Raw genomic sequence first — 14,913 nt, 5'->3', positions numbered from 1 at the left:
TTGTTTTAGAATAAATGTTTGATTTACTAATCAATTTTATTATTAGATTCAACTTCTCTTGATGGTATAGGGTAATAACCATGTTTGTCTTCATCATAATTACCAGATGCTAAGTCATACTCATAATCTACGGTTACTACAGCATTTGTAGGATCTTCTGAGACTGAAGGAGCATTTTGTTTAACTCTTGCAACTCCGTTTTCATCTATGTAATTATAGTTAACTCCATAAAGCGTTAAAGCTTGTAACTCGTTTAAACGTTCTGCAAATCCATAATTATCAGATTTTTTCCATCTTTGAAAATCAATCCATCTAGATGCATGCCCTTCTGCACCCATTTCTAAAGGTTTTTCAACTCTCATAAAATGTTGCATTAGTTCATCTGCAGTATATTCTGGGTCTGTATCTAATTTATCATAAGTATAAGCAATATCTCCATTAGGTCTTCCTAATAAAACTAATCCCCATCTTTTTCTAATAGTATTTATTAAAGTTAAAGCACCTTGAACATCTCCTGTTTTAATTTTACATTCTGCTAAGTTTAACATTACTCCAGATAATCTAATTAAAGTAACATTTTTAGCTGAATACGCAAATCCATTAGGTGTATCTGTTTCTAACTCTTGAATATCATGATTGGTGTATTTTTTCCACCATCCAAAACCACCCCATTTCACTCCATTAAAAGGAGGTCCTTGCACTAGGTGAGTAGGAACTTCATAATACATTGTTTGCTCATCTTCTACAAGTGCTAACATAGAAGAAGCTCTAAGAGATACGTTTCTAATCTTTTTAGTATTGTCTAATGGGTCTATGTAATAGTTTCTTTGATCTAAAGGATCTTTTACTTCTTTTTTATATGCATAAGCAATCCATACAGGACTTGATGCTGTTCTTTGAGTGTTTCCTCTTGTGTATAAAGCAAAGGTATTTGTTCCTGTATCTCCATCCCAAGGACCAAAACTTAAATCTACATTATCTGCAGTGTAATTTACTTCAAAAATAGATTCGCTATTAAACTCACCAGCAGTAGTAAACATTTTATCTAAATCACTTTCTAAAACGTAACCATGATTATCAATTACATCATTATAATAAGTTGCTGCTTTAGTATAATTTAACTCATTTAAATAAGAATCACCTAAAATTGCTCCAGCAGCACCTGCTGTAATTTTAGAAACATCTCCATCTGGATATTCTCCATTTTTATAAAGGTTAGCGTAAGCAAATTCTAAATCTTCTCTAATAAATTTTATTACATCTTCTGCTTTAGATAAAGGCATACTGTATTCTTCTAAACTTGTAGGCACTTTTTTTCTTATAATAATAGAACCTTTGTTATAAGTTGTATACAAATTGTAGTGAAACAAACCTCTAAAAAATCTTGCTTGCGCCATTTGCGAAGTCCATTCTGCTTTATCTTCATCAGTAATTTTACCTTCGGCTTCTATTTTTTCTAAACCTTCTATAACTTGATTTGCTCTAAAAATACCTGTATAGTTTGTTTGCCATTTTTCATTAACCTCATCTGTTGTAGATGTATAGGTGTGTATATGAAAAGTATTAGGAGAAGCAGGTAAAGGTCTATCTAAACTTGGGTATCCCATATCTGATCTTAACAACTCTTCTATAATGTTAAAAGTGTTATGGTTATATAACATTTTATAAGTTGCATGAAGCCCAGTTTGAGTTTCATCTAAATTTCTCCAGAAATTACTTATATCAATTTCATTTGGATTACTTTGATCCAAAAATTCATCATTATTACAAGAGGTTGTAACACCAAGTGTAATAAATACGATTGCTATTTTTAAAAGTGTATTTTTCATAATTGTTTGGTATTAAAAATTGAAATTGATTCCAGCTAAATATTGTACAGAAACTGGTCCAGTTCCTTTATCTAAACCTCTTGAGGCTACATTTCCTCCTACCTCTGGGTTATAACCAGAATAGTTTGTAATTGTTAATGGGTTTTGACTACTTACGTAAAATCTTAATCTATCTATTCCTAATTTTTTTGTTACTTTTTTAGATAAATTGTAACCTAAAGTTACTTGTCTTAATCTTAAATAAGATCCATCTTCTAACCATAAATCACTATAACCTATAAAGTTACGATGATTTCTAATATCATCTCTATAAGCTGGAATATTTGTTTCTGGGTTAGCTTCTGACCATTGGTGAATTAAATCTTTATGTCTTCCAAAACCATAAGACCAAGCATTAAATCCATTCATAATTTCATGACCAAGAGCTGCATACCAGTTCATTGAGAAATCCCAGTTTTTATATCTAGAAGTAAAGTTATATCCTATTTCAAATTTAGGTAAACCACTACCACTATAAACTCTATCTTCATCATCTAGTTCATTATCTCCATTTTGGTCTATAAACATTACATCTCCCATTTTAGCATTACTATCAATTTTTTGATATTCTGCTAATTTAGCTTCTGTATTTGCTATACCATTTGTTCTCCATAAAAAGAAAGCACCTGCTTCTCTACCTAATTGATGACCTGTAACTCTAGATTGTGTTTGCGCTCTACCTACTAAACCAATATCGTTTGTAAAGAAAAACTCTGTATCTCCGTTAATTTTAGTAATCTTGTTTTGGTTGGTAGAAAAAGTACCTGACATTTGAAACCATAATTTACCAACTCTATGTCTAAATCTTGCAGCTAACTCTATACCATCATTAGTCATATTACCTACGTTAGCAAAAATTCTTGCATTGTTACCTCCACCTGCAGAAGTTGGTAAGAAAATAGGGAATAACATATCTTCTTTGTCTGTTCTATAATACTCTGCACTTAAAGTAAATTTATTCTTGAAAAAAGCAGCATCTATACCTAAGTTAACTTGCTTACTTGTTTCCCATTTAATTTCTGGGTTAACAAATGCAGTTTGTATAGCACCATTTAAAAGAACTTCACTACCTGTGTTACCAACATAATTAATATTAGAATTAATAGTTCCTAAGAAAGAATAAGGTGTAATTCTATCATTACCCACTGTACCTCTAGATAGTCTTAATTTAAAACTATTAACAGTACCTTTTAAAGGTTTCCAAAAGTTCTCATCAGAAATGTTCCAAGCAAAAGCAATTGATGGAAAAACTCCTAAGTTTAAAGATTCATCAAAAATAGATGTTTGGTCTGCACGAATACTTGTACTTAAATTGTATTTACCTTTATAACTATATTGTAAACGACCAATTTGACTTAATCTTGTTGTTGTATAATCTGTACCTGAATACACTAATTGTTCTCCTGTTGCACTGTCTAAAACATTTAAATCTGCATTTGTGTTTTCAGTTCTTCTTGCTCTAAATTGCTCGAAAGTAGTTTTTTCTGCAGTAACAAATAAACCAAGATTTAAAGAATGGTCTTCTATTTCTTTTTTAAAGTTAGCACCAAATTCTCCATAAATATTTACTCTCTCATTACTTCTGTCTTCTATGTAACTATTTGTAGGTTGAGTTAGTGGACGACCTGTTCTTGAGTTAATTACTTCTTGATAAGGAACATCTATTTTACCTCTTGCAGTTGTATAAGTAATACCTGAGTTTGCACTTAAACTAATGTTTTTATTTACATCGTAATTTAAGTTAAGAGAAGCATTTCCTCTTAAAGTTTTTAAATATTCTTTAGTTTTTAAGCTTTCTACAACCCAAGTTAATCTATTTGCTTGGTTACCATCGTCTGCAATAGTCTCTGTATCATCTATAATTAAACCATTTTGTAATGGACTGTATACAATAGCTTGCGACAATAAATTATTTCTTGGAATATCTCTTCTATCTAATGATAAACCAACACTTGTTCTTGCTCTAAATTTCCCTTTTTTATAGGTAGTGTTAGATCTAATATTAAATCTTTCATAAGCAGAATTTAATTGAAGACCTTCTTGTTTAAACATACCCATTGTTACATTATAAGCTATATCTTCTGTACCTCCAGAAATGCTTGTATTGTAGTTATGTGTTTGAGCATAATCATTAAAAATTATGTCATTTAAATCTGTATTGTTTTGTAGTAAATACGGGTTACGTAAAGATGGTGAATTAAAATCTTCATCTAAAGTATTTGTAGTATTTCTTAACGTTACAATTTCTCTAAATAATTGCTCTGTAGAATTCATTAAAGGTACTGCTGCATTTCTAACCTGAATAGCAGAACTACCATTAATTCTAACTTTTAAAGTACCAACTTCTCCTTTTTTAGTTGTAATTAAAATTACACCTGTTGCCCCACGTGCACCATAAATTGCAGCAGAAGCAGCATCTTTTAAGATATTAATACTTTCAATTTCACTAGGTGGAATTCTTGGATCTCCATCTTGAATAATACCATCTACAACATATAAAGGTGTATTATCTCCAGATAAAGAGGTAATACCTCTAATTAAAATTTCTGGAGCACCACCAGGAGTAGAAGAAGAAACAATATTTACACCAGAAACTTGCCCTTGTAAAGCAGATCCTAAATCTGAAGTAACTATTTTTTCTAACGATTCTGCATCAACTCTTGCTACTGCACCTGTTAATTCTTTCTTTTTAACGGTACCATAACCAATTACAACAATCTCTTCTAATGCTTCAACAGAAGGATCTAGTACTACATTCATTTTAGCGTTTTTTACCATTAATGATTTTGAAATCATACCTATGTAACTAAACTCTAATACATCTCCTTTTTTAGTATTAATAGTGTAGACTCCATCAAAATCGGTAGAAACACCTTTTTTTGTTCCTTTAACAACAACACTTACACCTGGAATTGGCGAGTTGTCTTCAGAACTTGTAACTGTTCCAGACACAGTTATAGACTGGGCATTGGAATTAAATTGACATAACAGCGCAAAGAGTAAAAGTAAAAAACTACCTACCTTGGCTTTTTTCAATAATAAATTTAAAATTTTCATTTATTTAATTTTAATTTTTAAACTTTTTTGAAGTTGGTTGAACATATAAACTCTTAATAAACATCTATTTTTATTAAATTATTTATTATAATTTTTTTTGAACATAAAACTACATCTACAAAGGAACAATTTAATAGTAGTGAGGTATATCTATGATTTATCTCTTTATTACTGTATTTTATCCTCATTATATGTTATTTTGATGTTAAAAAGGTAAAATTTGATTTTGTGTTAAAATTTTAATTTATTTAGTTTGCAAGGAATCTAAAACATGATCTACTGATTTAGAATCTCTTACTAATAAATCTATTGATTTTACTTTTTTAGAAAGGTTAATTTTTGTTTCTAACTTTAACACTTTTAAAGGATTTACATTTTCTAAAGATATTTCTTTTATAACTTTTCCTTTTTTATTTTTTAAACTTAAAATTGCTGTTCCTTCATAAAAAACACCATAAGACCCATTAATCTTATTGTTTTTATAAAATAACTTTTTTGTAATAACACCTGTATGATTTACATCTAATATAGGTGAGCTTTCAATTTTTGCAGCTCCATGAATTTCTTTATAGTTAAAACTTTCTCTGGGTTGTATTGTATATAAAGGTGTTTTTACTTCTGTTTCTATATATCCTGTTTCTAAACCACTACAAAAAATAGCCATATTTAATCCATGATCATATTCTAATTTAGGGTTATAAGGTTCCATTATTTTTACAAAAGCAGTATTTGTAATTTTATTTACATAACCTATCCAAGATTTAGAAGATATTATGTGTAAACCTGCCATTGCATTATAATCGTATTCTACTTCATAAATTCCTGGTGCAACTTCTCCTTTCCAGTTATTTCCTCTATTAAAATATTTCTTAATATGTTCTGGGTTGTTTTTATCTAACTTAAAACGATTTCTATTTATATATCTCCATCTTTGTTCTGGAGTTGCAGAAATTTCTAGTTGTTCTCCATTTGGTAATTTTAAATCTTTAGAAAAAGGGATAAAAGCACTAAAGTTATGACCATCTTGCAATTTTGAATCACTCCAAGAAACATGTTGACTCGAAATCATTAAACCTTTTTTTATGACTTTGTTTCCAACATTTTTTAATTTATGGTCAATAAAAACCATACTAGAATTTGGTTCTATGTATAAGCTTCTAGAATATTGAATTTTCTCATCAATTTCATTAGGATATACAAAACGTTTTTCTTTTCCAAAATATGTTGGAACAGGTAACTCTTGCACGCCAGATTGAACCTCAATTGTTTTTTTACCATCTTTATTTTTTCCTATTGAAACTTTATAAGGAGCATCACCAATAACAACAGGTGGTGGCCAACGATTACTTTTTTTAGACGGATTGTTTCTATTTACAGATGAATTTTCTATTGGTAATGGCACTAATCTATACCCACCAAAATTTCTCCATTCATTCATTTTTACTTCATCTGACGTACCAAAAGATTTCCCCATTAATTTTGGGTTTATCCATAATGATGGTACATCACCTAAATTATATTCTAAAATTCTACCTGCTGCTTCAGGTACAACTGCTAAACTTATATATTTATTTTTTGCAACAAAAACATCGTTCCAACCCCAATCATTATAATTTTTCTGAATAGAAATTAATTCTTTTTCTTGAGAACAAATACCTAATGTTATCAGAAAAAATAAATAAGGTGTTATTTTTTTCATAGTTTTTATATTTATTGGTTACTTTTTGCAACCCCAATGTTTAGAGGAATTACATTTTTACAGTATGTAAATTTTATTTGTAGTTTGCGATAAAATAACAACAAGTTCTATTTTTAATAATTGTGAAACTTATCTTTTAACAACACTATTTTATCTTTTAAACAATTTAAATTTATATAAAAAATGCTTCATAAATATGAAGCATTTTTAAATATTATAAAGGATTAAATTTAATAGCATTAATTAAATTTACCAACTGTGTAAATCTTGTTTAGTGTACTAATTTCTAATTTCTTTTTTTCGCCATTAGTCCAAACAACCTCAGCAAATTCTATTTTATTACAAGTTCCTAAACCAACGTTTAAATAGGTATTAAAAGAATGAGAAAAAGAAGATGATGTTTCTCCTACAACTCTTTTATAAATTTTACCACAAGATTTGATAGTTAATACAGCACTTGTTGCTGTGGCTTTACCAGTAGGAGAATTTCCAACTTTAACTGTTACATATTTATTTGAAGAAGATGTAAAGTTATTTGTAAATAAATGCCATTTACCTCTTTCATTAGAACAAATAATATCTAAATCTCCATCATTATCATAATCAAAAGCATCTGCACCCATACCAGTTGCACCTAATTCTTTAGTTATGACTCCGTGATTTTCATCACGTTTAAAAGTTTTTCCTTCATGATTTAAATACAAAATTTGCTTGGTAGATTTTGAAGATTCTCCATAACGTAATACAAAAATATCTGACCAACCATCATTATTAAAATCTCCAATTGCACTACTACTAGTTTGTTCTGCAATATCAATTCCAAAATTTTTGGTAACTTCTATAAACTTACCTTCTTTGTTTTCTAATAATTTAGCAGGTAAATCTTTTAATTTTATAATTTCTGGAGAAGTCATAACATTATGCAAAACTGCAGAAGTTGGCGAATTTGTATGCCCTCCAATTCTCCACATTCCATTTCCTAAATAACCAATATATAAAGCTTTCTTTTTTGTGTCTTCTGGATATCCTTTAGCTTCCTCTTTGGTAATTGTTAAATCGTGATGACCATGTTTATCATTTTTACGTTTCCAAAGTTTCTTATTTGCTCCTAAAAAAACATCAAAATTAGGAAACGCCATTTGAAGGTTTTCTATTTTTAAATCTCCTTTTACCTTAATATTATTGTAATCAAACTTAGTTCTTCTAGCAAAAAAATAAAAACGTTTATTTACAGCATCATAATCACTCTCTGCATCAAAAGGATGTTTAGAGCGTGTTAAGAATAAATCGAAATCTCCATCATTATCAAAATCTATTTGAGAAACACTATTTACCAAATTTGTTTTTGATAAATCTCCTAAAACTTGTTTTGTTACTTCTTTATACCCATCTATTAAACCTTCTACTAAAACCAATTTTCTTCCTCCATGAAAAAGAATATCAGTAATACCATCATTATTAAAATCTAACAATGTTGTACGCATTCCCATTCTGTCTGCATTAGAAATATAAGAGTTGAATTTAAAGGTTGATTTATTATCGTTTGTATATAAAATATTTCCTTTATTTAAGGCTTTTAATGTTGGAAATGCAGACGTTACTAAGTCTAATTTTCCATCTTTTTTGATGTCTACAAATTTTGCTGCACGTCCACGTCCTTTTTCAAAATGTTTAAACTCACCACCTTTTTCTATAGTTCTATCTTTATTTACATGATAATATCTTGGTTTTCTAGGATTTTTTCCATCTCCACCTCCTGGTTGTACAATAACATCTACCTTTCCATCAAAATCATAATCACTTACAGCAATTCCATGAGTATCTCCAAAAATAAATGGTTTTCCTAACTCAAAAACACCGTTGTTATTCCAGTATAATTCTACTCTTCTAGAATGCTCTGTTAGCAATAAGTCTAAAAAACCATCTTGATCTAAATCTGCAATTACAGCATTATCAAACTTTCTTCTGTTTCTATCTTCGAGAGGAATTATATCTGAATTTTCAGAAAAAGTAACATTGGTTTTTGCTTTAGTAATTAATTTAGATGTGGTTTTTGATTGTGTAACACAACCTAAAACAAAAACACTTAGAGTTAATAAAAAAAATAAATTACTCTTTTTATTTAAAATCATTTACAAGAAATTAAATTTTAGCCAAATTACCTTTCCAACCTTTATTAAATTGTACTAAAAGTTGTTTTACTACTTCAGGATTCTCATCAGCAACATTTTTAGTTTCTGTTGGGTCGTTTTTATGATCATATAATTCAATAAATAATGGCTCACTTTCTGGTTTTGTATAATCTTTCCAAACAATTAATCTATAATTATCTGTTTTCATACCATAACCCATTAATCTATTTTCAAATAATTCTCTATCCCATTTAGCACCTTGTTGCTTTTTAATTTTTGCTTCTTGCTCTTTAATTAATGGTCCAAAATAAGTTTCTCTCATACCAATAGATAAAGGGTTTGCAGCCCATTCTCTTAAAGCAGGATTTGGAAACTGACTAAATACTGCAGTTTTCCATTCTTGTTTAGGGTTTGATAATAATGGCACAAAACTTTGTCCTTCTAGATGAGAAGGTTTTTCTAGTCCTGCTAATTCAGATAAAGTAGGATACATATCTACCAATTCTACCAACGCTTCAGAAGTAGTACCTCTTACTTCTTTTTTCATGTTTGGAGTCCAAACAATTAATGGAACTCTTGTACCAATTTCATAGTTGGTTGCTTTACCCCAAATACCCATATCACCTAAATGCCAACCATGATCAGACCAAAGCATAATAATTGTATTTTCTCTTAAACCAGCATCATCTAATGCTTTTATCATTTTACCAATTTGAGCATCTATATAACTTACAGATGCTAAATAAGCATGTTTTAAAATTCTTGCCTGATCATCTTTTATTGGTCCTTTTTTAGGTATTCCAAATCTTGCACGTAGCTCAAAAGATGGATGTAAACCCATTGCTGCACCTCCTTCTGGAGCAGTAGTTTGTGTTGCCAATTTAATATCTGCAGGATTGTATAAATCCCAATATTTTTTAGGAGCTAACCAATCTAAATGAGGTTTTTTCATCCCCATTCCTAAGAAAAATGGCTTGTCAGGGTTTTTCTCAATCATATCTTTCATAGTTACAATTGCTAATTCTGCATTATAACCATCTTCATAAAACGTATCTGGTACATCTGCATTTTCGTAAGCAGGTCCTTTTCCTAATCCATTTCTAGGAGCATTTGGTCCATACTTAGCAATCATATCTGCTCTGTTCTTTTTAAACATTGCTTGATTTTCTGGGTTAGCAAAACCACCAGGAGTTTTACTTCTTTTTATAGTCATTTTATCATAAGCAGGTCTTCTACTCCAAGATAAATCTGGATCTGCAAAACCTGGTTTATGATAAATTTTACCTGTATGAGTTGCCTCATATCCATTTTGTTTAAAATGTTGTGGAATTGTAATTATATCTGGATTTGCATCTCTGAAATATGTAAAATTTTCAATTACTTTAATAGTTTCTGGTCTTGCACCTGTCATTAAACTTGCTCTAGAAGGACTACATATTGCTTGTTGGCAATATGCTCTATTAAATTGCAAACCATCTTTTGCTAAAGCATCTATATTTGGAGTTACAGCAATATCAGAACCATAAGCCCCAATTTCTGGTCGTAAATCATCAATAGCTATAAAAAGAATATTTGGTTTTTTCTTTACGGCTGTTTTTTCTTCTGTTTTAGTTTTACACCCAAACATAAGAGATATCATTAAAAATAGTTGTAAAAATCTCATTGTACTCAAAAAATTTTGTTTCATTAATTATTTATCACAAATTATAAAAATCATTTAGTTAAACTCGGGTAAATACTACCTAAGAATGTTACTAATTTATCATGTATTTATTTAGACACTACAATTCTATAAGCAAAAACACTCTTACTGTTCTTTACTTTAGCCATATAAACTCCATTAGGAATATTAGGCAACAATTGTAATGTAAATGAATTGTTTTTATCTTGTTTAAGGTTTTGTATACTTTGTATTATTCTTCCTTGCAAATCATAGAGAATAACATCAGACATATTGGAGTTTGCATTATTAATGGTGAAATTAATTTTACTTTTTACAGGGTTTGGATAAAAAGAAAACCGACTGTTTTCAAACATATTTTCGTCATCAATACTTAAAGCTTCCCCAAAAGTAGCTTCAAAATTTGGCATATTGTTATTATTCCAAGCACTTTCAGCATTTGTTGAATGGAACCATAAAGGCTCTGCAAAATCTTTTACAATAAAAGCTCCAGCTGATTTTAATTCACTTAAAATTGTTGGATTTGTAGCGCTTAAATTAGTAGTCTCACCTATATCATTTTTTAAATTATAGAGTTTCCAATCTTGGTTATTATTTAATCTATATGCTTTCCAATCTCCTCTTCTAATTCCAACCCTATTAGATGCATTGTCATGTCTTACAGACATAATTATTTCATTATCATTTCTGGCATTTGTACCAGCTACAACATGATTCCAAATATTTAATCCGTCTAAATCTTTATTAGGTTGAATTGTAGCACCTGCTAAATGCGCAAATGTTGGATAGAAATCTAAGGCAGTTATTGGGTAATCGTAATTTACACCAGCAGGAACATTGTTTGGCCAATGAAAAAATGTTGGCACTCTAAAGCCTCCTTCTAACGTATCTCCTTTTTGACCAGAAAGAGGTCCATTATTTGCTGCAAATTTTAGACTACCTCCATTATCACTCATAAAAATGATTAATGTGTTGTTATATACATTTTTTGCTTTTAAAGCATCTACAATTTCTTTCATTCCTCTATCTACAGCATAGACCATAGCAGCATATTTTCTTCTATCAAGATTAGCAATATCTTTAATTACATCAACATTCATATCTTCTGTCTTTGCCTCTAAAGGAGAATGTGGTGCATTATAAGACATAAACAGGAAGAATGGTTTATTAGCTGCTACTGACTCGTTGATAAAACGAACTCCCTGATGAGATAATTCATCAGTTATGTATTCATCATCATCTGTAACAATAGTTCCATTATGTTCTAAAGGATGATTATAAACCCAACTGTTTGGTCCATTATAAGCTGCTTTATATTCTGCTGGAAAATACCTATGACCTCCATATAAAAACCCATAAAAATCGTCAAAACCCCTGTTATTAGGATGATATTGAGATTCACTTCCCAAATGCCATTTACCTACTAAACCTGTTCTATAACCTGCATCTTGAAACATGTTACTCATCATTCTTTGATTAGCAGGAATTCCTTTTGTGACTGATGAATTATCTGCTAAATTAAACTGAGCTCCAAATTCGTGTGGATATCTACCTGTAATCAACCCCATTCTACTTGGACCACAAAAAGGATGCACTGCATAAGCAGATGTAAATTTAGTACCTTGATTTGCTAATTGATCTATATTTGGTGTAGGAATATCTTTAGCTCCTGTATAACCTAAATCTCCATAGCCTAAATCATCTACCAAAACAAAAACTATGTTTGGATTTTGAGCATTAACAAATGATGTAAAAATAAATAACGTAGTAAATAATAGTAACTTTCTCATTTTAAAAATTGAGTGTGTACAATATTATACAGATTTTTATAATACTTTAAAATCAATATTAACTCAAACAGATTAACAATTATCTTATTGATGTGTTTTTGATACAACAAACCAAATTGACAATGCAACAGCAACAACAATACCCGTAATTAAAGAAAGCATATAATCTAAACTAAAACCTTCAGGGGCAACTAAAATATAAGTAGTTACAACTATTGTCATAAAAGCAGCAGGTATTAATATAAACCAATATTTTTTACCTTGTATTTTTACATAAACTGCTATTGTCCATAAAACTATAGTAGCTAACATTTGATTAGACCACCCAAAATAACGCCAAATAATAGCAAAATCTATTTTTGTTAAGGCAAAAGCAATAACAAAGATTGGTATGGTAATTAACAAACGTTTTAACAATTTTCCTTGATCAAAATCAAATGCATCTGCAATAATTAAACGTGTGCTTCTAAAAGCAGTATCTCCAGAAGTTATGGGTGCTGCAACTACTCCAAAAATAGCTAAAACACCACCAATTTTTCCTAAAGTTGTGTTACAAATAATATTAACAACCCAAGCTGCATTATGACCTTCTTGTGCCATTGTTTCTCCAAGTTCCCTTACACCTCCAAAAAAAGCCATGGCAATTGCTGCCCAAATTAACGCCACAATTCCCTCTGTAATCATTGCTCCAAAAAACACTTTTTTACCTTGTTTTTCATTAGATATACAACGTGCCATTAAAGGTGATTGTGTAGAATGAAAACCAGAAATTGCACCACAAGCAATAGTTATAAAAAGTAATGGAAAAACTGGGTTTTCATCTGGAGTAGAATGTAGGTTTTGTAAATTATCTATTGTTAATTCTGGAATTGTATAATCTTGAAAAAGTAATGCAAAGAATAACCCAATAGCCATTACTAAAAGTGAAGCACCAAATAATGGATAAACTTTTCCTATTAATTTATCTATAGGAATCATAGTTGCTAAAATGTAATATCCAAAAATAATTGCTATTAATATAGGCACACTTGTACCTGTTAATTCGTGTAAAATAGTTGCTGGCCCTTTTACAAAAACAACACCAACTAAAACTAATAAAACAACAGAAAAAACTCGCATAAAATACTTTGCGCCTATTCCTAAATACTCTCCAACTATTTCAGGAATACTGTCTCCTCCATGTCTAATAGATAACATTCCAGAAAAATAATCGTGTACTGCACCTGCAAAAATAGACCCAAAAACAATCCAAAGAAAAGCAACAGGACCCCAAAGTGCTCCTGCTATTGCTCCAAAAATTGGTCCCAAACCTGCAATGTTTAAAAACTGAATTAAAAATATTTTTCCTAATGGAAGTGGCACATAATCTACACCATCTTGTTTGGTAATTGCTGGTGTTTTTCTATTTACATCTATTGCAAACTTCTTTTCAATATAATTTCCATAAATAAAATATCCTAAAACTAAAATGGCAATACTAACTAAAAAAGTAATCATAATTTATTTTTGTTTTCTTTATAGAAGTCGTTTAAAATTTTCTTTTGTGAAGGAGATAATTTTTGATTTTTTAAAAACCAATACACTCTTCTTGCTCTTATGAATTCTGATTTTAAAACCGGAAAAATATTTTCAATTACTTTTGTAGAAATAGCCTTTTTACGCTCTAGTAAATCTAAAAAAAATGAAATTTCTTGGTAAGAACTTAAATTTGAAACCTCATTACTAAGACTTTCTAAATAAGTAATATCAATATTATGTTTAATTGATTTTAAAGATCTAATTACTGCAAGTTTTTGCTTAGTTTTTCCTTTTATAAAAATTTCTTTTACTGTTGAAAAATATATTGTTGATGGCGAATTTTCTAAATAAGAAAACGTAGCTTTTAATAATGTTTCATCTTCTAAAGTTCTTTTTACAATTGTATTAATAACTATTTTATCATAATTATTTCTTCGTTCTAAATCTTTTAAAGCTACATGGTAATAGGCTTTATTTTTATCAACTAAAAAATCTTGTAATTGTAGATTAGAAACAGACCTACCAGTAATTTCTTTAATTTTCTGAACAATTTCTCCATTTGCCCAATGCCATAAAGTATAACAAGTTAAAGCAGCACCTGGAACTGTATCTTTTTCATCTAACTCTAGAGCAGTTGCTCCAGAAACAGCATCAGATTCTTCATCATGCTCATCTACAACAGTTAAAATTTCATCAATATAAACATCTTTAAATGGTGAATTTGTATTTGCTAAAATGGTTTGTAATTTTGGATAATCTTCAGTATCAAAAAAATCATCTTCATATTTTTCTAAAGTTGCCCCTTTTTCTAGTTCATACCTTAGATATTCTCCTAAATTATTCCAATAAATTCTAACAGGAATAACCTTACAAACCTGCTCTAAACAAATTACAGATTGCACATCCATAAAATATTCTACAGGCAGTCCGTTTTTATCAATCTCCTGGTTTAAAAATACTGTTGAAGGCATTTTTTCTCCAGGATGATTTACAACTACTTTATGCTGAATTGTTTTAAAAGAAGCAGTATGATTGTTTAAACCACTAATTAAAAATAGTGGAATAATTAACCAACAGTATGTTTTTAAAATACTAATCATATAACTTTAAAAAATCTAAAATATAAGCTTAAAACAATGTTTTTGTAATTTATTGTAAATTAAAAGTA

Annotated in this window: 8 protein-coding genes; all 8 read right to left on the bottom strand. The window is 29.5% G+C overall.

From position 1 onward, the window contains the following. Positions 1-26: 26 nt before the first annotated feature. The gene (locus MPF13_RS02735; protein ID WP_249980780.1) at positions 27-1,829 is read right to left on the bottom strand and encodes a RagB/SusD family nutrient uptake outer membrane protein; all 1,803 of its coding nucleotides are present in this window, start codon (positions 1,827-1,829) and stop codon (positions 27-29) included. A 12-nt stretch (positions 1,830-1,841) separates the two neighbouring features. Then, positions 1,842-4,925, bottom strand: coding sequence for a SusC/RagA family TonB-linked outer membrane protein (locus MPF13_RS02730; protein ID WP_249980779.1), 3,084 nt, complete (start codon positions 4,923-4,925; stop codon positions 1,842-1,844). Positions 4,926-5,169: 244 nt separating this feature from the next. Continuing rightward, positions 5,170-6,624, bottom strand: a complete 1,455-nt coding sequence (locus tag MPF13_RS02725; RefSeq protein WP_249980778.1) for a hypothetical protein — start codon at positions 6,622-6,624, stop codon at positions 5,170-5,172. 239 nt (positions 6,625-6,863) lie between these two features. After that, a complete protein-coding gene (locus MPF13_RS02720) occupies positions 6,864-8,756 on the bottom strand; it encodes an FG-GAP repeat domain-containing protein (protein WP_249980777.1) in 1,893 nt (630 codons plus the stop codon). 10 nt (positions 8,757-8,766) lie between these two features. Beyond that, entirely contained in the window at positions 8,767-10,395 is a 1,629-nt protein-coding gene (locus tag MPF13_RS02715) for a sulfatase (RefSeq protein WP_249980776.1), read from the bottom strand. A 131-nt stretch (positions 10,396-10,526) separates the two neighbouring features. Beyond that, complete coding sequence (locus MPF13_RS02710) at positions 10,527-12,227, bottom strand: sulfatase-like hydrolase/transferase (RefSeq protein WP_249980775.1); 1,701 nt, start codon at positions 12,225-12,227, stop codon at positions 10,527-10,529. A gap of 84 nt (positions 12,228-12,311) precedes the next feature. Then, positions 12,312-13,724, bottom strand: coding sequence for a carbon starvation CstA family protein (locus tag MPF13_RS02705; protein ID WP_249980774.1), 1,413 nt, complete (start codon positions 13,722-13,724; stop codon positions 12,312-12,314). Beyond that, positions 13,721-14,845 (bottom strand): hypothetical protein, encoded by a 1,125-nt coding sequence (locus MPF13_RS02700; protein WP_249980773.1) that lies wholly within the window; start codon positions 14,843-14,845, stop codon positions 13,721-13,723. Before MPF13_RS02700 ends, MPF13_RS02705 begins: the two co-directional genes overlap by 4 nt. Positions 14,846-14,913: the final 68 nt, after the last annotated feature.

It is taken from the genome of Polaribacter sp. Z022, assembly GCF_023555495.1.
GTDB lineage: Bacteria > Bacteroidota > Bacteroidia > Flavobacteriales > Flavobacteriaceae > Polaribacter.
The sequence above is the reverse complement of the archived record's forward strand: the minus strand, read 5'-3'. Positions and strand labels throughout refer to the sequence as shown.